Genomic DNA, 19,230 nt, shown 5'->3' with positions numbered 1-19,230 from the left:
GAACATAATTCACAGATATTCACAACAAATGAAAAGATTGGTAGGATACTGAAAAACAAGAATATAGAAGTGAAACTATGATCCCAGCAGAACGTCAAAGAACCATATTATCCCTGTTATCACATCAAGAAGTGTTAAGCATTTCAGATTTAACCGACCACCTTGGCGTATCACATATGACCATTCGTCGTGATATCGTGAAGCTTGAATCCTCAGGTAAAGTCGTTTCTGTTTCTGGTGGAGTGCAACTCGCTCAAGCTCTACATTCCGAACTTTCCCATGATGCGAAGGTCGAGCAACAAGCGGATGAAAAGATTCAAATTGGTAAGCTGGCGGCTACGTTAATTGGTCAAGACGCTACGATTTACTTGGATGCGGGAACAACCTCTCTAGAAATCGCCCATCAAATAGCAAATCGTAATGATCTTTTAGTGATCACCAATGACTTCTCTATTGCTGCTTTCCTTATGACGCACAGTGAATGTGAGCTTTACCACACAGGGGGAAAAATTGACCGCGAGAACCAATCCACCATTGGTGGAAAAGTCGCAGAGTTCTTGAATGGGCTAAATATTGATATCGCCTTTATTTCGACTTCATCTTGGAGCTTGAAAGGCTTATCAACACCTAATGAAAATAAAGTTCTCGTTAAAAAAGCAATCATCAAGGCGGCACAAACCAATTATCTGATCTCAGACTCAACTAAATACGGTCAGATAGCGAGCTTTCATGCATTAGACATCGAGCAATTGGACGGAATTATTACCGATCGAAACCTATCCGAAGTGGTCACTCAAGAATTAACGGATAAAGGATTACGTGTGTATAAAGAGTAATACTACCTAAACATCTGAGTTCGCGTAACTTTTATACTCGTTAATTTATAGGTGCTTCCAATATACGTAGACCGTGCTGTGTACTTTCTGGCAGAAAACACATCCTTTTGTTTTCTAAATTACCAAATTACTGATTACATCTGGATATGGAAGCTCACTTCGCTTTATCGCTGCTCGTCACTTGTCATCAAAAATCAAATTCACCGCAATTGCCATCAAAACCAAGCCTGAGATTGGTAGTAAGACACCTAATGGCGAGCGCTCGATATAAGGCAGATTCTCTGCAATCAATAAGCCCCACTCAGGTTCTGGCGGCTTAACGCCAAGTCCGATAAAACTCAGAGACGTCAGACTGAGCGTAATGTACGGCAAACGCAGAAACGCGTGACGAATCAATGGCGGCAGCACATAAGGCAACAAGTAGTAGCGGAGTACTCGCCACTGATTGGTTCCCCAAATGGGCGCAAGATGCGTATAAGGCTGCGCTTTGGCTTCCATCAACAAGCTCGCACAGTGCGCCGCTAATGGTGCCCATGACACCATAACAATCGCAATCAAGGCACTGTTTGGGTTCATTCCCGTTAGACCAGCGATCAGCAGACCCGCCACAATGTATGGCACACCTTTGGTGATCTCAATTAAGCCTTGGCTATAACGAGTCACAAAGCCGAGCAGCAAACCAATCACCAAACTTAGGAACGTCGCGATGATGCCCATTTTGATTGTCGACATCATACCCCCGCCAACACGAGCAAGCAGATCTCGCCCGACCGCATCGGCACCAAACGGGGCTGCTAAGCTTGGCGATTCAAGGCGAGTAAATTGGATGGTGTAAGGATCGCGCATTAACGCCCATCCCGCACAACCAATCAGCAAGGCAAAGATTGTGGCACTGACGATGCGTTTGGTAGTGCTTTGGGTAAAACGGAACGTACTGTGACTGCTGATCAACTTGCCACTTGTGACACTGTGTCCGAGTAACCAGCGTTGCAATAAAATACTCGCACTGCTGATCAACATCGAGAACACCAGTAACACCAACAAGCCACCTTGCAGCATCGGCAGATCTTGTGACTTCGCTGCACCTAAGATTAGTCGTCCGATGCCCGGAATGGAAAACACTTGTTCCACAGCAACCGCGCCGCCGGTTAAACCAATCACCGTCATTGCGATTTGAGGAATCAAGTTACTAACGGCACGCCACAAGGCAAAGCGTAAGATTTGAAACTTACTGACGTTCGCCGATAGCCAAGTGATCACCCAAGGCTCATCTAGTACACGCTTGAGGCTGTCATTGAGCAAGCGACCGAACAAGCCAGCAGCAGGTAATGCCATTGCCAAACTGGGTAGCCAGAGGTTTTGCACGCCTTGCCAACCATAGGGTGGGAACCAACCCAACCAGATGGAAAACACCATGATCAGCAATGAAGCAATCACATATTCCGGCAGTGAAACTAACACCGAACTGAGCGTGTCATGATGTTTGTCTAAACGATTCTGTTGCCAACGACGCACAGTGTAAAGCACGCTCGCCATGCACATTACAAATGCCATGCCTAACGCTGTAAGCATCAGTAATAGCGACGTTTTTGCGGTTTGTTGAACGCTCTCCATCACGGATGCCCCGCTCACCCAAGAGACACCTAAGTCACCTTGCATGGCAAGCGTCAACCAATCCCACAGTCGCTCTGCAGCGCTGCGGTCAAGTTGAAGATCTTCTCGAATTGCTTGCAGAGCTTCTGCCGTCAGCAATTGTTGAGCACCCGCACGAGCACGGAGGATTGATTGGCTTGGGTCGATACCGGCAATATCCGGCATCAAACCCACCAGCACAACCACTACCCCGAGTGACAGGAAGCGCGACAAAAAACGCGTAAACCATTCAGGCATACAAGCGCTCCAACGAGAGCGCATGTTGGCAACAGACGACATCGAGTTAGTTCACCTCAGTAAACTGGTCGATCAGGCGACGCTCACGTGGGTCACGTTGTGCATTCTTCACGCGGTCACTCTCACCTTGGATTACACGCTCGTGAAGCAGTGGAATCACAGCGTATTGCTCAAGGATTTTGCTTTCTGCTTCGATGATCGCTTGTTGGCGTTTCTCACCCAATGGCTGACGATCAGCGTGTTTCAATGCTGCGTCCACTTCTTCAGAGCAGAACTGACCTAGGTTGTAAGAACCTTTACAGCTAAAGTCACTTTGCATGTACGCCACTGGGTCACCAGAATCCAGCACCGTTGCACGTGACAACAAGAACGCATCGAACTTACCTGCTAGTGCATCGTTTTCGATTTGTGCGTATTCACGAACGTCTAGTTCAACCACAAAGCCAGCCGCTTCAAGTTGTTGCTTTAGCAGCACCGCTACTTCTGGCAACTCAGCACGGTCGGTAAATGTACCGATGGTGATCTTCTCACCGTTCGCGTGGCGCATTTCCATGGTTTCCATACGAGGGTTCGCATCACGAATTGGTTGAGCCCATGCCAATGCTGGACCTAACAGACCTTTTGCTGAATCGGCGTGGTTCTCGTAAACCGTTTTGATGATTTGCTCACGGTTAACCGCTTGAGCCGCTGCTTTACGCAAACCGAACTGGCTAAACACATCTGATTTGTTGTTTAGGTAAAGCGTGTTGGTACGTGGCATTGCGACTTCGTGCAGCTGTGAAGATTCCATCATCGCGATTTGCGATACAGGAACCGCTTCAACGACATCCGCCTCACCGGTACGTAGTGCAGCAGCACGAGCAAAACCGTTTGGTACGTATTCAGCAAAGATACTGTCTACTTTTGCTTTTTCGCCCCAGTAACCGTCAAAACGCTTCAGTTTCGCGCTGGTTGTACCGTTGATTTCTGTCAGAACGAATGGACCGGTACCCGCATTGATTGGCACAACGCGACCATTTTCTTGATATGCAGCACCAGAAAGGATCGCTAGCTGTGGGCTAGATAGACGGCTTGGCAACAGTGGATCATTAAAGGTCGTTTTGATTTCAACAGTGAAGTCGTCCAGTGCGCGAACTTGCCATTCGATACCATCCAAAATACGTGGCTTAGGTGCGGCATCTAATGCTTTTTGTAGAGAGTTCACAACCGCGTTGGCATCAAGGTCAGAACCATCGTGGAATTTCACGCCCTTACGTACCGTAAATTGCCACGTCATCGGGTCAACTTGTTCCCATTCCGTTGCCAGCATAGGCTCTGCTACCGACTGATCGTTTAGGTTTACCAACGTTTCTGCCGTGCTCCAACGTGACAGTTTGAACGCGTCATCTGAAAGTGGTGACAAACCTGTGCGTGGTGGCTGCATCATGGCAACGCGAATTTCCGTTGCTTGCGGTGCAGCTGCTTTTTCCGCTTCTGGCTTGCTTTCGCCAGAGTCAAAACAACCCGTCAGCAATGCGCTTAAAGCCAGCGACAAAGCTAACTTGGGAGTACTAAGGTGCATAAGAAACCTCTCCAATGGTTTTTGTGAATTCATTACTTTTGTGTTGAGCGCTCATCAAGGCTCTCGTGATCAAGTGTGATGGGTTATTTGTCACGTTCTGTGCTGTGCCGTGCTCGACAACACGTCCTTTGTCTAACGCTAGGATTTCATCGCATAGGGTTTGTGCCGCATCGAGGTCATGTGTCACCAAAATCAGGCGCATCTGACGACTTTTTTGAATGCCTGCCAACAAGTCGAGAATCTGTTTACGACTGACGGGGTCTAAGCTGCTAGTTGGCTCATCGGCAACCAACACACAAGGTTCGACAATCAAAGCTCTAGCGATAGCCACGCGTTGGGCTTGCCCAACTGATAATTGCTGCGGGTTACGATCCAACAATGTGAGATCCAAACCGACATCCGCCAAGACCTTTTCCACCTTCTCGTTAAGCTCTTGCGTCAAACCAATGTTGCTTAGCGGCTCCAGTAAGATCTGGCGAACGGTGTAGTACGGATTCAAGCTCGATTGCGGCTCTTGTGGGATCAGCTGAATGTGCTGACATAACTCTTGGCGCTGCTTAGCCGAGCTACGCGATAGCGGATAACCACACACATACACTTCACCAGATGTGGGTTTACGAATACCGAACAGAAGCTCAATCAAAGTCGATTTACCCGCACCAGAAGGACCAACAATCGCGATGTTCTTTGTGTCGATGGCAAGATCCAATTGTTCGAGCGCTTTAAACGGTTTACCCCCTAACCAACTTGGTTTGGAGTAATAGTGAACACTGGCTTGCTCAAAGCGAACTTCCGCCGATTTAGGCTGCGTGTGCCCGCTCAAGTTGTGCTTAGTCAAAATAGGCTCCAAAGATGAGGTTAAGGCAGCAGTTGCGCAAGTTGTTGGCAGAAAGGATGCGAACTTTGCTGAATGGCTTGCCATGGTTCGCCATAAGCCACCATGGTGTTGTCCGCAATCACCAAGACTTTGTCACACGCCAAAGCCGCAGACAGATCGTGCGTGATCAACAAACCACTGATGTTGCGTTGCTGAACACTACTGCGAAACAACTCAAGGATCTCCGCTTCGGTGATTGGATCGAGCGCACTGGTGGGCTCATCAGCGATGATCAAGTTGGCACTACCAAGCAACGCAATCGCAATACAAATACGCTGACGCTGACCACCAGATAACTGGCTTGGATGCTGCGCCAATGCTGCTTTTGGGTCCACAAACCCGAGTTGAGACAACAAGGTCGTCACCGTATCTCGGTTTGCTGAAGACAAGCGTGTTTTGTTGCCCGTCAATGCCAAACACAGTTGTTGCTCGACAGACGCCAATGGATTCAGCGCTTTAAGTGCATCTTGGAAAATGACCGCAGGACGCTGCGATTGACTACGTTGCAGCATGGCAGTTTGTGCGACTTCACTGCTGTTAAGCTGGATACTTCCGTCTACCCAAATATCAGACGGCAAAAAACCTGCGACGGCTTTCGACAACATGGATTTACCAATGCCGGAAGGTCCCATAATGGCAAGAACTTCACCTTGAAACAGCTCAAAAGAAATGTCTTTGAAGAGTGTGCGTTCTGAGTCTGTAAGGCTGAGATTATTAACGGAGAGTATTGGTTGAGAAATCACGGCATAAAACTAAATGTAATAATATAACATCACAAATAATATCATGCGGGTTAAAGCAAGGAAACCAGTCGGAAAGGTTATTTCATCACCTTTTTCAGATTTATCAGCAAGGGCAGATGGCTCCACCCTTGTTATAAGAACATCTAAATTAGGTCGTTTGTGACAGTGTGAATTGCTGACACTTTTGTTTGACTTGTTCGAGGTATGGGAACAAGAAGACAAAGCGCCCAACGTAGAACAAAGTGAATGCCAGCCATAAACCGTGGTTGCCCCAATATTGCACCGCAATAAATTGAGTCACTAAGAACAACACCATGGTTAGAAAGGTAGAGTTACGCACTGGTCGCGTCGTCCCTGTACCGGTAAAGATGCCGTAAAACGTAAGACCAAAACCAGCAACCAACGGGAATGCCAATAACCAAGGGCTCATGTCTAAATACAGTTCAACAAGGTTTGGCAAGGTGGTAAACAACATCACCACTTGGTGTTTGAACAGCACCAACAGCAAGGTCAAGACAACAACGAACGCCGCGGTCCATTGTGTGTTTAGCTTAATCACGTTATCAAGCAATGTTGGATTCTTCTGGCCTACCGCTTTACCAGCAAAGAGGCTCGACGCGTTCGCTACACCGTCGAACATGTAGCTGACGATAAAGGTCACTTGCATCAAGATTGCGTTCGCAGCAAGCACATCAGAACCAAGCTGAGAGCCTACACGCGCCATCATGTTGAAGAACACCAATAGACACACAGTACGAAGCAGCAGATCCATATTGGAAGACGCGATAACTTTGAGATCTTTACGCGTCATTTTTGCGGTCTGAATGTAATCAAACAGCGGGAAGCGGCAGGTTTTCAACACCAGCACCGCACCAATAACAAACGTCGAGATTTGCACGATAAGTGTCGCTACCGCAACGCCAGCAATGCCCATATCGAAGTACAACACAAAGACGATATCCAACACGATGTTCAGCACGTTGCCAAACACTTGCGTGAACAAGGTTTCTTTGGCTTTCGCTTGCCCCATCAACCAACCAATCACGGTGTAGTTCAGCAGTACAAACGGCGCACCAAAGATCATGATATCGAAGTAAATCTTAGCGTTTTCTGCCACGACTGCATCAGGGGAGATAATCAGCTCTGCCCCCATCCAAATCACGGACTGCAACGCAATGAAAATCAAGCCAAGGCAGAGCGAAAGCACGAAAGGACGGAATAAACTGCTCGCTTGATCCTCTGGGCTGTTTTTACCTAATGCGATTGCACTTTGCCCGGTAGTACTGACGCGGAAAAAGCCAAACAGCCAATACAAGGTATTCATGATGACGGTGCCGATCGCCACACCACCAATCATCTCAGCCACACCGAGTTTACCGATCACCGCGGTGTCCACCGCCCCCAATAATGGCTGGGTAACAGTAGAAACGATGAAAGGAAATGCGATTTTAAAATAGTCTTTATGAGTCAGGGACATCTTAAATAATGAACGGGGTTAATTTTTATAAGGTCGCTATCATATGCGAATGGCGCCCGAACATGAACCAAAGTTCGCCAGCAAGGAATAGCATTGATAATTGATACAACCAGCCAACGTATTCTCATACCAAAGCTTGAAATAGGGTAACGACTTATGAGAAAAGCCAAGTTAACTGCATATAAATGAGTTTCTAGTTTGGAAAGATTAGCGTTTGGTTGAGCATGGCAGATCAGAATGTATCTGCCATGTCATAACGGTAGTGATTGGTGAAAAGAGACCGTACAGATGATATTTAATGCTTGTGGGTTTCATCTGACAATGTTTAGGTTGATACCAGGCCTTATGTTCTGTAAAGCACCTTCACAACATGCCAACCGAACTTGGTTTTAACTAAATGCGGCGTTAACACTTCGCCAGAAAAGCACACTTTGTCGAATTGAGGTACCATTTGACCACGGCGGAATTCACCAAGGTCACCACCGCGTTTGCCTGACGGGCAAGTTGAATACTTCTTCGCTAATGTCTGAAACTTTGCGCCTTTTTTCAGTTGCTTGATTATGTCTTCCGCTTGCTCTTTGTGCTTCACAAGAATATGTAATGCGGCTGCTGTATTTGCCATTGATCTATCTCTCACTATTCTGGTCGCGCAAGTGTACCCAATCCTTTTTAACAGACCAAACATTTCTTAATAATAGCTCAGCGGTAAAGGCCCCAATACACGAGGAATATAAAATCGTCTACATAATGAGTTTAAAATACAAACAAGTTTTGCTCAGTTAATCACTATGTCTCTAAAAGATTGTCTAAAAAGCTCACATTTGTCTCTCCGATGGTTGAAGCCTTCGTCTGATAAGATTAGATTAGACACAATTCGGTGGTGTTTATAAGGTTATTTTCATGGCAAAAGTCATTAGCAAAGCGAATCAATCTCAGGGCATGTTGATGTTTAAGCTCACCCTGCAACAGAGTTTCGCTATCGGTACGCTAAAAGTCCGTGAAATCGTCCCGTACATGCCAACGACAAAGATCCCTTACTCGCATCATCACGTCATTGGAACCGTTACGATACGTAACTTAACAGTACCAGTGATCGATATGTCAGCGGCTGTTGGCTTTCGTCCTATAAGTGAAGAAGAATATAAAAGCTGCTACTTGATCGTGACAGATTGCTTGCGAACCGTGGTTGCTTTTATGGTTCGTAGTATAGAGAAGATCATTGAGTGCGATTGGAAAGCTATTGAAACGCCACCTCCGAGCGCTGGAAAAAATATTTTCGTGACTGGAATTACTCGCTACGAGGACAAAACTGTTCAAATGCTGGATGTGGAACTGCTACTTTCCAAAATTTATCCGCAGTACGAGAATTCAAAGATACCAATGCTGACAGATATTGAGCGAGAACGCCTAAAAGCACTCAGTATTCTATTGGTGGATGACTCTTCCATCGCTCGTAAACAGCTGTGTGACGCGCTCGATAGCATCAATATTGGGTATCAAATCTGTAAAAATGGTTTAGATGCATTGGAACTGATGAAAAGTGACGCTGCGGCTCATCGCCCAATTGATATTCTGGTCAGCGATATTGAAATGCCCGGATTAGACGGTTATGAGTTAGCATTTGAAGTTCAGAATAATTCCTCTCTGAACCATTCATACCGCATTTTACACACATCGTTATCGAGCGAAATCTGTGTAGACAGAGCTCACCAAGTTGGCGCGCATGAGGCACTTGAGAAATTCAATGCAGGAGAACTAATCGAAGCGATGCTTCGAGGAGCAAAAGAGCTAGAAGCCAAAGCTATGACTTCTTAACTCTTATTGGACGAGTTGATTTGAGAATATAATGCAGTGCTTGTCCTATCCCTGATGCTCACATCCGCTAATTTCTCAGCTCACTTCTTTGGCATCGCGTAACTACGAGAAACGAATTCCGTCTCTTTGACTTGGTGAGCATGATTAATATAAGAAGCTAGGCTGTAAAGTACATTCGCTAATAAGTTCGCGTAACGAAACAAAATAGGTGCGGGCTGCTTCTTACCTGTATGTTCAACGGCAACTAATGCTCGTACCGTTTTTTTAGCTTGGCAACGGCACAAATGCAATTGACTGGCTGCCGGGTGCCCTCCGGGTAGAACAAAGCCTTTGAAGCCGCCATCAATACGTTGCTTGAGCAAAGCATAATCGGCCTTTAACTCTTCAACTTCCGTCTCTGTAATCGCTAATTTTCCGCGAACCGAACCATTTAGATGATAAACATTAGGCTGCATTCTTGTCAGTATATCGCGGCTAAACTCGTCCAATTCCATAGCGAGAACAAGGCCAATACGACTACAAAGTTCATCTGCTGTAATTTCAAAGTCACAAACCGGACTGTCCTCGTAAATAAACGGATAGCAAATCTCGCTCAATTCCTTGCTTACAGGTTTCATGCTTTTGTTCCAATATAAAAAAGGGAGTCAGTATAACCTAACTCCCTTTAAACGTTCATTATGCCAAATGATCGACATTCATATGATCGGTTTACAATCAGGCACTTTCGACTTTCTTATGACCTTCTTGAAGGTGAACAAAATCGACTAAATCATCACCAGACACTTGATACGCCTGACCAAAACCTTTAACAAATAGCCCCGATTCTGGCTTTAAGTTGAACAACACGAAATCCTCTAGCTGGCTTAGACCATCAATAATCTCACCAAAACGCTCTTTCATTTGTCCAACAACTTGTTGCCACATCTCTGTGTCTCGCTCAACTACATTTGCTACTGCATCAAAAGTTAAGCGCTTACGAGCAAACAGCTGCTTTGAAGACTCTTCATCTTCAATCATCATCAATGAAACATTTGGATTTTCTAAAAGGTTACGGGCATGACGAGCGATTTTAGAAATGAGAACGAAATAACCTTCCTGGTTTTGAACATAAGGCGCGTAGCTTACATTCGGGCGACCTTCTGCATCGACAGTTGCAAGCTGAAGTGTACGGCGCTCCTGACGAAACTCTTTGATCTCTGGCCCTAAACGACCTTGCAAACGCTCTTGTTTAACTTGTTGATCCATATTGATACCTGACTTTACTAATTAGTATTCGAGTTAAGCCTCGATTATGTTTGTGATTACTTTTTTAATTCGGCTTGTAGGGCGCGAAATGCGGTGACTTGCTCTTCAATCAACTCGCGCTTTTCGTTACGGCCTAAATAAACCTTGAAAATATTGCTTCCGCACTCTGAGAAAAAACCAAAATAGTGACTCTCTCTACCCATAAACGGTTTACTGACTAATGCGACATTTTTAACGTTATCTAATTTAAGGTGGCCGTGCAGTTCACCTTCTCTACCCATTAAATTGTAATAGCCACGCGCCACTTTTCCTTTTGGAAACGGCGCTTTAACTTCAAAGATAGAACCAAAAGAGTGGACGATGGTCGTCACCGGGCCAAAACCAACCAAACTTTCTAAGATGCTTTGCGCTTGCTCTCCTGGTGCAATAGCCACCATTTCCTGAGGTAGAGCCGCAACAACCTCAAACTCGGAAATGCCAAGACGCTCTGCCATCGCAGCTGGCAATAATCGTGGTTCTTGCTCTAGTAATACTTCAACTTGTTGCTTGATTGATTCCATTGTGTCTTCCGTTTTTGTTCAATTTGTTTTCATTAATTATTGGATGCTTTCGGTACGGTTTCGTTCATCTCCGACGTGAGTACCTGAATACAACTTTGAGCCAATGACACTGCCCAGAAGCTGCCTGCAAGAGTAAGGACTGCGCTACGTTCATGTAGTTGTACTAAGCCTTTCGCTTGCCACACTTTAAATAGAGGCAATAAAAACCCGAACGCGTCCTCTCCCATAAATGATGGAAGTTGATTTGCTTGAACAATGCCACGGTCAAACGCAGATTTGAGTGTAGAAAAAAGTGGTTCTAGAGGGCTTTGCTTCATCATCATCGCGATGGTGCTTTGACCTTCTTTGACCGCTTTAATATAGGTCTCTAGTGTGCGGTGTTGCATCATCCCGTAGCCACCTATATTACCTCCAGCACCACAGCCAATTGGCAATACCTCTGCATAAGTCTTGGCTAAACTATTGTATAAACTACGCTCGCGGTTATCGATTGCCCAATGGTTCACACTCAGTTGCTTCATATGGTGTTTGGCCATAAAGTTCACACCGAGCTCATACATTCCCGCTTTTTCTGGTGTGGTCGCAGGTGGCGGGATTTTTCCCTTTTCTACGAGGTTGAGCATGGGAGCTGACCCGCCAACCACTAACTGATACAAATCCAGTCCGTGTGCGCCAGTCGAGAGGGAATCATTTAAATCTTGCTCTAACACTTCTTTGGTTTGATAAGGTAAGCCATAGAGTAAATCGATAATGACCGGAATTTTGTCTTCTTTGGCGATCTCGCTCACTCGTTTGAGGACATCTTCCCTATCATCTAAACGTTTTGCGCTGCGGCGCACTTGTGTATTAAAACTTTGCACACCAAAAGAGAAACGATTAAACCCACCCTCTAAAGCGCCTTGATACAACTCATCAGAAAAGCGATTGATGCGGCCTTCTAAGGTGATTTCGCAGTCTGCGGCCAAAGGAAAGTGGTCTCGGATAGCCTGGCCTAACACACGAACCTGTATTGGAGATAAATCCGTTGGCGTTCCGCCCCCGATATATACGGCGTGAAAAATACCATTTTGTGTCCAAGGTAATGCCGCTTTCTCTCTAAGCTCCTGCATTAATGCTTCAAAGTACTCATCAACCAGTGTGCGACTTGCAGCATTTTGAAAGAAGTTACAAAAAGTGCAACGAACGCGACAAAACGGAACATGAATATAAAGACAGCGTTTATTGGTCGCTTTAATTGAGTTAGCCGTAATACTCGAAAAAATCGCCTGTTGTTGAGACGAGGGCACAGGTACGCTCGCTCCCCCGGCATGTGCAGAATGCTTCTTAACAAAAGCAAATCGCAATGGATCAGGACTATCACTGCCCAACACTGATTCATCAAGCTTATCGATATCGACGCTCATATATACTCGCTTAACTCCCATCATGTAAGGGATGGAAGCTGATCTTGAAAATTCTGCAAGAATCATAATTTGAGCGTAATGATAATGCAATTGATAATTGATCTTATTTCCATTGTAAGTAATAATCTGCCCAAGTTTTCATAGTTTCCCGAGATATTCCGTGAACGTACAAAGATATGTCATTGCAGGAGGTGCTTCCCTTGCCATCCATGCCGCACTTCTTTTTGTTTCTCAAGAGACAAAGGTGTTCGCGATGCCGGCTGGAAACCCAGCAAGTTCGGTAAGTCTAAATCTTGTGTCTGCTCCTCCCGCTGTCGAAAAATCTACACCAGAAAATGTAGCGCCACCAAAAGAGCAGCAGCCTCAAGACCAACCTGAACCAGAAAAGAAGATTGTAAAAAAACAGGTCGTCAAGAAAGACTCTGTTAAGAAGAAGGTAGTAGAGAAAAAACCAGAACCGGTTAAACAATCTAAACCTAAAACGGTCGAGCCCACCAAAACCGTAACAAAGCAAAAGGTTCAGCCCGAAGCGAAACCAAAGAAAAAAACGGAACCGGTGAAGAAAGAGACGGTAGCTCAACAATCCGCACCTGCGAGCCAATCCAAAGGGGCAACGTCTCAGCCTGTCTTGGTCGACAAACCAACGTTTGTGAGTCAACCAACACAACCCCGTTACCCAAGGTCTGCACAAAGACGCGGTATTGAGGGTGTAGCCTTGTATGAGATATGGCTAGATGAGAATGGTAACCAGATTAAACAGGTTTTGATTGAGTCTTCCGGCACAGAGTCGCTAGATGCCTCAGCACTTCGTGCGATCAAACAGTGGCAATTTACACCACATATTTCAGGTGGGCTAAAAGTCGCTCACCGAGTACAAGTACCTGTTCGTTTTAAGTTGGATGGATAATGGAACAACTACAAGAATTACAAACTCAATTTGGGCTGATGACATGGCCTTTGATCATTTGCTCAGCTCTAACCGTGATGATCATCGCCGAGCGATTATTCCATGTGTTAATTAGCCTTGGTGTAGGAAAGCGAGCCATTCGCCAAAAGCTCACAGGATTAGACCCAACAAATGGGAGCGAGCTTGAAGCACTTGCTGAAGAGTTGTCGAATAAGCGGCCGCTTCTGTACCGTGGTGTTGCGATGTTGCTTGCTCATCATTCTTTCTCGAAATCTTTAAGAGAAGATGCCGCAGGTATTTGGCTGCAAGAAAAACGCCATCAGCTGCATTCCGGCCTTCGTTTGCTGACGCTGATTGGCGTCATCAGCCCTTTAATTGGCTTGCTTGGTACGGTACTTGGCTTAATTGACATGTTCAAAGGCATCGCGGTTTCAACGGGGAATATCACTCCGAATGATTTGGCTGACGGCCTAGGTCTTGCTATGCGCACCACTGCCGCGGGTCTCATTATCGCACTTCCTGCCATTTCAGGAGCGCAGATCATTGGTTTGTGGGCGGATCGTGTAATCGCCAAGCTTGAGCACACTTTAAACTACGTCAACTTATGGCTTGAAGGTATCTCGTTACAGCATGTCTCGCCAGACCACTCAAAAGTAACACTGCGCTCTTCTGAGAAGATTGAGGCTGCAACTCAATGATTAAAACACCACAAGAAAATAGTCGTAACGGTTTAACCCCCGATTTAACACCGCTGTTAGACATTATTTTTATCGTCATGGTTTTCCTGATGTTAACCGCAGCGGTCAAACTCGATTCATTAGACGTCAATTTACCGAGCACAGAATCTCAGGCTGTTGCAGATGTCGATAAGCAATCCATCACGGTAAATATTCTTAAAGACGAGCCTTACTGGGCTATTAACGGCAAGACATATATCGATTGGGACAACTTTACCCTCGCGCTGTTAGAAGAGAGTAAGTCAAGCGATAAACCGATTGTAATTGGAGCAGAAAAAACCGCGAATATTCAGTCGCTAGTACAACTTCTCGGCTTTTTACAAGAAAACGGAATTCAAGCAACTCAGTTACTCACTGAAGAGCCATCATAAAAATAAGTAAGATAGAGATCCTTTCAAAATGAAGAACACACGCATCACTATTCATGCTGTTGTCACGGCAGCTATTTCCCTACTCGCGAGTAGTCAACTTTTTGCCAATGAAACGCCATCCTCAGAGCGCGTTGTTAGCGCAGGCAGCGCCGTCACTGAACTCTTGCTTGAACTCGACGCTAAAGATAGCTTGGTTGCTATCGACGTCACCAGTCAATTACCAAAAGGCATGGAACTGCCTAAAGTGGGCTACCATCGTCGTCTTTCAGCGGAGGGGTTGCTCGCCTTACGTCCGACAAAAGTCATTGGTTCTGATGAGATGGGGCCGAAAACAACATTGAGCCAATTGAAATCGGCTGGCGTAGAGGTAGAAATCGTTAATACTGATGCAAATGTCGAGGGCCTTTATCAACGTATTGATCAAATTGCGAACCTTATGGATCGCAAAGCTCAAGCTGAAAGCTTAAAGCAAGATGTCCAAGCGCAAGTACAAGCACTCAATGCAAACCAGCCTGATCAAGCAAAGAAAAAGAAAGTGCTCTTTCTGCTGATCCATGAAGGGCGACCTGCAAATGTTGCGGGCTCACAAACGACACCCGATGCAATTATTCAACTCGCCGGCGGACAAAACCCAGCCGCTACACAACTCTCGTCTTACAAGCCTCTATCCACAGAAGCGATGGTAGAGATGCAGCCTGACGTGATTCTTGTTAGTGGTCGCAGCTATGAAACGTTGGGTGGTGCCGATGCCATTTTAAAAGCAATGCCGCTTCTTGCTGCAACACCCGCTGGAAAGAACAAAGACATCATAACGATTGATGGCCATGCTCTGGTAGGTGGTTTGGGCCTTAAAAGCCTTGCAGAAGCTAAACGCTTGAATGCACTGCTTTACCCATAGAGACATGACATGTTGTTAAGACGCATCCCCCTTTCAACGACGTTATCAGTGCTTAGTGGATTTTTAGCATTTATTGCTATCGCCTCTATTACCGTTGGCCCAATGAACATTAGCTTTGCTGACAGTTTGCGTAGCCTAACGGGAGGCAGTTCTGATCTCGCTCCTCACATTCAGTTGGTCATTAACGAAATCCGATTGCCTCGCACCATTTTGTGTATGTTCATCGGCGCCATTTTGGCAATTTGTGGTGTGGTTATGCAGGGCTTGTTCCGTAACCCATTAGCCGAGCCTGGTATCATTGGTGTGTCTGCTGGCGCTGCTCTTGGTGGTGCATTCGCTATTGTTGTATTTGCTGAATTTAGCCAAAACTATCCGCAACTAATGAACTTAGCGGCTTTGCCTCTTTTTGCTTTCCTTGGCGGTGCACTAACGACTATTCTCGTTTATAAACTCGGCACAAGTAAGTTTGGTACCTCAGTTACAATTATGTTGTTAGCCGGCGTTGCCATCAGCGCGCTCTCGGGTGCTGCGATTGGCTACATGAACTTTATCGCAGATGATCAGATGCTGCGAGATTTGACGCTTTGGTCGATGGGCTCATTAGCTGGTGCAAATTGGTCAGGGATTGCTCTATCTGCTATAACACTCGTCATCCTATTGCTCTGGTTTCAGAAGAAGTCGATGGCGCTGAATGCTCTGTTGTTAGGGGAATCAGAAGCAAGACACTTAGGAGTTCCGGTTCAAAAACTCAAACGTCAGCTTATTTTACTTTCTGCACTGGGTGTTGGTATTACGGTGAGCATCAGTGGTGCAATTGGCTTTATTGGGCTCGTGATTCCTCACTTAGGGCGCATGCTCGCTGGGCCTGACCATCGAACGCTATTACCAATATCTGCCTTAATGGGAGCACTGCTTCTTACTGCCGCAGATATGTTTGCTCGTGTTGCCGTGGCACCAGCTGAATTACCAGTTGGAATCGTGACCGCATTGATTGGCGCGCCCTTTTTCATCTACTTATTGTTCCAGCAAAAAGGGAAGATTTTGTAATGAACCAGATCGTTTTATCGGGGAAAAACATTTCGATGACATATGGCAACCGTGTGGTGCTCGATGACATCAACATTGATATCCGAGCTGGTGAAGTGACCGCCCTACTCGGCCCCAATGGCGCAGGTAAAAGTACTTTACTCAAGCTTCTATGCGGTGAGATCTCTTCGAATCATCACATCACCTACTTCGGTAAACAAAAGCATGATTGGGAGCCTGAAAAAAGCGCCAAACATATTGCAATGCTCCCGCAGCACAGCACCTTAACCTTCCCATTTCTAGCCAGAGAAGTAGTAGAGCTGGGGGCAATACCGCTATCACTGTCCAATAAAGAAACCACTAAACTGGCTTTACATTACATGGAACAAACCGACGTATTGCATTTAGCAGAAAGCCTGTACCCGTCTTTATCTGGTGGAGAAAAGCAACGACTGCATCTAGCACGAGTGATGACACAACTACATCAATCTGGCGAAAAACGAATCTTAATGCTTGATGAACCTACCTCAGCGTTGGATCTCGCCCACCAACACAACACGTTAAAGATTGCTCGTGAAACAGCAAAAGCACAAAACGCAGCGGTGGTTGTGGTGTTACATGACTTGAATCTAGCCTCTCAGTACGCAGACCGCCTTGTACTCTTGCATAACGGGAAACTAGTTTGTGATGACACGCCATGGAATGCACTAACGTCAGAGCGCATTGAGCAAGTTTATGGCTATCGATCTATTGTGACAAAACATCCGACGCTAGACTTCCCTCAAGTGCATGCCGCAGCATAAAGCGTATCTCCTCTAAGCCGTCTCTAAAACACTTCGATACGACAAAGGCCCGCAATATGAGAGTTGCGGGCCTTTGCTTTGATAGTGGCAGAATTTGGTGCTTTAAAGGCTATTACTTGCTCATTTGGATCAATGATCGACCAATCAACCACTCAAGCTCTTTGTCACCACCCGCACCAAACTGGCTTTCAACCATTTTGTATAAGCGGTCAATACCATTAGCAGCAAATTCTTGCGCATTTTCAGCGGTGACAATGTGATGGAATAGCAGTCGTAAAATCGCGAGAAACTCAGCATCTTCCAGCGCTTTAATCCAACTTTGTGAAAATGCATTTAATCCTTTATCAAACTCTAAGTGTTCAATAAACATTTTAAAGATACGGCCATCCAGTGCGGCGGTGAAGTCCGTTTTCTTAGGGAAGTGATGGCTAATACCGGTACGCGATATACCTGTCTGCTGGCTTAGCGTCGTGTACGACATTTTGTCGTAACCTAATCTGAGTAGCTGATCAATAACGGCATCCATGATCTTTTGGATAGTGATTTCGGTATCTTCTTTACTACGCTTTGGCATATTTTAAGCTCTTCTCTTTGTAAATCCATCTAACTCACTATTAAATGAGGCCAGAATGAAATCATTCTTAGCATTATACCCGGCTCGCCGATGCGGTTCGATTAGCGAAAACCTAGAAATCAGGTTGCTAAGCGCTGCACTTGAAAGCGCTTTGGGTATATGTATTGCGACTATTTAATATCATGTCGAGTTCCAAACCATAACGTCTTTACACTGCGTAATGTGTAATTTTCAGTTATGTTTTTGTCAATACATGCTACTCAAAATAAGGCGAAAAGTTAGTCTCATCAAAACCTTGCGCCAATTATTCATCGAAACTATTCAAAGACCAAGAATGATAATTATTAAAAATAATCAATCAAGAAATAGTCTTATAAATTAACCATTAGTTCAACTGGACTGAGCAAAATCTCGTCACTATGTTCGTTAATTGATTTTAAATGTTGATATATATCACATTAACGTTCTTGATGATTTAGTAATCCAATCTTTAACCCTTACTTAACAAGTGCCTATTCTGTTCCTTTTTTACACAAAAGTCGTCATTTTTGTAGATACAGATCAAATACCTGATAGAATACCCTTAGTATTTACAAGAGGATTCGTTATGAGTGTCGAATTAGAAAAAAACCAAGTATGTGAGGCCTGCGGCTGTGCTGGCGAGATTGGCTTTATCATCAAAGAAGGTGACGAAGTTGCCGACGTAACGGTTTTCGCACAGACAAAAACAGAGCTAGAGTCTGAACTACAAAAATACATCGAGCTCGCTAAATCAGTATGTGTTGATGTTGAATACAATGTTTCAGAAATAACCGAAGAATCGAACCAAGCGACGGCTCGATTCAAATTTGAAGTAAGTGCTGAAAAACTTATCTTTGAATTAAAAACTCGCTCACTCGCGCGTTAATGAAAAAAGCGAGCATGATGCTCGCTTTTTATTTTTCCAATCTCTTAATCTTAAACCGCTCTAAATGAAACAGACAACTTCGGCGCGTTTATTTATCTTTTTTGAACACGACCCACTTTAACGAGCCATTGGTTTCAAAATCGTTCTCAGCGGTACACATCAGTAATACGCCTTCAACATTAATCACGGCCCCTGTGCTGTAGGCTTTATCATCGTAGTAACAGATATGCTGACCTACCTTACCGTCAGCAACTATTAGCGCTTTGTTTTCTGGTGTACTGTATGATTTAGCAAAAACGGAACCCGACAGCAGTACTGCAAAAACACCAGCGGTAAAAATAGATACACTTTTTAACTTCATGAAAATCTCCCTCAAACCTCAATAATACTAACAAGGACCCTTGTGAAGTTCTTGGAAGAATCTCATATTATTCAAATATCTACTGATATTTTTCTCACCTCTACGCTTGAATCTGCTTCACATTCAATCATTTAATTTATCTCATTTTAGTAAGCTTGAAGTTACTTAGCGCAGTAAAGAAGCGCACACTTTTAGCGTGCATCTCTAATTTGAATATTTAAGTTATGAATCAAAAACTG

General features: G+C 45.0%; 21 protein-coding genes. 9 read left to right on the top strand and 12 right to left on the bottom strand.

Annotation, left to right across the window (positions count from 1 at the left end):
• Positions 1 to 77: 77 nt before the first annotated feature.
• On the top strand, positions 78 to 836 hold the full coding sequence (locus R7Z47_RS02455) for a DeoR/GlpR family DNA-binding transcription regulator (RefSeq protein WP_005375354.1): 759 nt from the start codon (positions 78 to 80) through the stop codon (positions 834 to 836).
• A gap of 177 nt (positions 837 to 1,013) precedes the next feature.
• Here the strand turns inward: R7Z47_RS02455 and R7Z47_RS02450 are convergent, their stop codons facing one another.
• The 6 genes from R7Z47_RS02450 to ppiC all read right to left on the bottom strand — a co-directional run bounded on the left by R7Z47_RS02450 (position 1,014) and on the right by ppiC (position 8,069).
• Entirely contained in the window at positions 1,014 to 2,768 is a 1,755-nt protein-coding gene (locus R7Z47_RS02450) for an ABC transporter permease subunit (RefSeq protein ID WP_411913049.1), read from the bottom strand.
• Between the two features lie 4 nt (positions 2,769 to 2,772).
• Positions 2,773 to 4,287, bottom strand: coding sequence for an ABC transporter substrate-binding protein (locus R7Z47_RS02445; protein ID WP_005441857.1), 1,515 nt, complete (start codon positions 4,285 to 4,287; stop codon positions 2,773 to 2,775).
• On the bottom strand, positions 4,277 to 5,125 hold the full coding sequence (locus R7Z47_RS02440; protein WP_262606524.1) for an ABC transporter ATP-binding protein: 849 nt from the start codon (positions 5,123 to 5,125) through the stop codon (positions 4,277 to 4,279). Before R7Z47_RS02440 ends, R7Z47_RS02445 begins: the two co-directional genes overlap by 11 nt.
• A 20-nt stretch (positions 5,126 to 5,145) precedes the next feature.
• The gene (locus R7Z47_RS02435; protein ID WP_256913285.1) at positions 5,146 to 5,907 is read right to left on the bottom strand and encodes an ATP-binding cassette domain-containing protein; all 762 of its coding nucleotides are present in this window, start codon (positions 5,905 to 5,907) and stop codon (positions 5,146 to 5,148) included.
• A 148-nt stretch (positions 5,908 to 6,055) separates the two neighbouring features.
• Positions 6,056 to 7,384, bottom strand: a complete 1,329-nt coding sequence (locus R7Z47_RS02430; protein WP_262606525.1) for an MATE family efflux transporter — start codon at positions 7,382 to 7,384, stop codon at positions 6,056 to 6,058.
• 343 nt (positions 7,385 to 7,727) lie between these two features.
• Positions 7,728 to 8,069, bottom strand: a complete 342-nt coding sequence (gene ppiC / locus R7Z47_RS02425) for a peptidylprolyl isomerase PpiC (RefSeq protein WP_080276970.1) — start codon at positions 8,067 to 8,069, stop codon at positions 7,728 to 7,730.
• A 215-nt stretch (positions 8,070 to 8,284) separates the two neighbouring features.
• Between ppiC and R7Z47_RS02420 the strand changes: the two genes are divergently transcribed.
• A complete protein-coding gene (locus R7Z47_RS02420) occupies positions 8,285 to 9,199 on the top strand; it encodes a chemotaxis protein (RefSeq protein ID WP_033906782.1) in 915 nt (304 codons plus the stop codon).
• A gap of 80 nt (positions 9,200 to 9,279) precedes the next feature.
• Here the strand turns inward: R7Z47_RS02420 and R7Z47_RS02415 are convergent, their stop codons facing one another.
• The 4 genes from R7Z47_RS02415 to hutW form a co-directional block, all read right to left on the bottom strand.
• Positions 9,280 to 9,816, bottom strand: coding sequence for an ATP:cob(I)alamin adenosyltransferase (locus R7Z47_RS02415; RefSeq protein ID WP_005375333.1), 537 nt, complete (start codon positions 9,814 to 9,816; stop codon positions 9,280 to 9,282).
• Positions 9,817 to 9,913: 97 nt separating this feature from the next.
• Positions 9,914 to 10,444 carry a heme utilization protein HutZ gene (hutZ, locus tag R7Z47_RS02410; RefSeq protein ID WP_005375331.1) on the bottom strand — a complete coding sequence of 177 codons (531 nt, stop codon included), beginning with the start codon at positions 10,442 to 10,444 and terminating at the stop codon, positions 9,914 to 9,916.
• 56 nt (positions 10,445 to 10,500) lie between these two features.
• The gene (hutX, locus tag R7Z47_RS02405; protein WP_132936320.1) at positions 10,501 to 11,004 is read right to left on the bottom strand and encodes a heme utilization cystosolic carrier protein HutX; all 504 of its coding nucleotides are present in this window, start codon (positions 11,002 to 11,004) and stop codon (positions 10,501 to 10,503) included.
• A gap of 32 nt (positions 11,005 to 11,036) precedes the next feature.
• On the bottom strand, positions 11,037 to 12,407 hold the full coding sequence (gene hutW / locus R7Z47_RS02400) for a heme anaerobic degradation radical SAM methyltransferase ChuW/HutW (RefSeq protein WP_213885929.1): 1,371 nt from the start codon (positions 12,405 to 12,407) through the stop codon (positions 11,037 to 11,039).
• Between the two features lie 160 nt (positions 12,408 to 12,567).
• On the opposite strand from hutW, the gene R7Z47_RS02395 reads away from it, so the two are divergent.
• The 6 genes from R7Z47_RS02395 to R7Z47_RS02370 are packed head-to-tail and all read left to right on the top strand — an operon-like array spanning position 12,568 to position 17,149.
• Positions 12,568 to 13,314 carry an energy transducer TonB gene (locus tag R7Z47_RS02395; protein WP_318129794.1) on the top strand — a complete coding sequence of 249 codons (747 nt, stop codon included), beginning with the start codon at positions 12,568 to 12,570 and terminating at the stop codon, positions 13,312 to 13,314.
• Entirely contained in the window at positions 13,314 to 14,012 is a 699-nt protein-coding gene (locus R7Z47_RS02390; protein WP_005385044.1) for a MotA/TolQ/ExbB proton channel family protein, read from the top strand. Before R7Z47_RS02395 ends, R7Z47_RS02390 begins: the two co-directional genes overlap by 1 nt.
• Positions 14,009 to 14,422: an ExbD/TolR family protein gene (locus R7Z47_RS02385; protein WP_005375322.1), complete on the top strand. Its 414-nt coding sequence runs from the start codon at positions 14,009 to 14,011 to the stop codon at positions 14,420 to 14,422. Before R7Z47_RS02390 ends, R7Z47_RS02385 begins: the two co-directional genes overlap by 4 nt.
• A 28-nt stretch (positions 14,423 to 14,450) precedes the next feature.
• Positions 14,451 to 15,320: a hemin ABC transporter substrate-binding protein gene (locus R7Z47_RS02380; RefSeq protein ID WP_182016438.1), complete on the top strand. Its 870-nt coding sequence runs from the start codon at positions 14,451 to 14,453 to the stop codon at positions 15,318 to 15,320.
• A 9-nt stretch (positions 15,321 to 15,329) separates the two neighbouring features.
• Positions 15,330 to 16,367 carry a FecCD family ABC transporter permease gene (locus tag R7Z47_RS02375; RefSeq protein WP_053350537.1) on the top strand — a complete coding sequence of 346 codons (1,038 nt, stop codon included), beginning with the start codon at positions 15,330 to 15,332 and terminating at the stop codon, positions 16,365 to 16,367.
• Entirely contained in the window at positions 16,367 to 17,149 is a 783-nt protein-coding gene (locus tag R7Z47_RS02370) for a heme ABC transporter ATP-binding protein (RefSeq protein ID WP_005385036.1), read from the top strand. Before R7Z47_RS02375 ends, R7Z47_RS02370 begins: the two co-directional genes overlap by 1 nt.
• Positions 17,150 to 17,261: 112 nt before the next feature.
• Here the strand turns inward: R7Z47_RS02370 and R7Z47_RS02365 are convergent, their stop codons facing one another.
• Positions 17,262 to 17,723, bottom strand: a complete 462-nt coding sequence (locus R7Z47_RS02365) for a TetR/AcrR family transcriptional regulator (RefSeq protein ID WP_005385033.1) — start codon at positions 17,721 to 17,723, stop codon at positions 17,262 to 17,264.
• Positions 17,724 to 18,330: 607 nt separating this feature from the next.
• Between R7Z47_RS02365 and R7Z47_RS02360 the strand changes: the two genes are divergently transcribed.
• The gene (locus tag R7Z47_RS02360; RefSeq protein ID WP_042521564.1) at positions 18,331 to 18,630 is read left to right on the top strand and encodes a YfcZ/YiiS family protein; all 300 of its coding nucleotides are present in this window, start codon (positions 18,331 to 18,333) and stop codon (positions 18,628 to 18,630) included.
• An 88-nt stretch (positions 18,631 to 18,718) separates the two neighbouring features.
• Here the strand turns inward: R7Z47_RS02360 and R7Z47_RS02355 are convergent, their stop codons facing one another.
• On the bottom strand, positions 18,719 to 18,991 hold the full coding sequence (locus R7Z47_RS02355) for a YnjH family protein (protein ID WP_047101743.1): 273 nt from the start codon (positions 18,989 to 18,991) through the stop codon (positions 18,719 to 18,721).
• Positions 18,992 to 19,230 lie beyond the last annotated feature (239 nt).

Origin of the sequence: Vibrio sp. 1641 (genome assembly GCF_033339995.1) — a bacterium.
Classification (GTDB): domain Bacteria; phylum Pseudomonadota; class Gammaproteobacteria; order Enterobacterales; family Vibrionaceae; genus Vibrio; species Vibrio alginolyticus.
The sequence above is the reverse complement of the archived record's forward strand: the minus strand, read 5'-3'. Positions and strand labels throughout refer to the sequence as shown.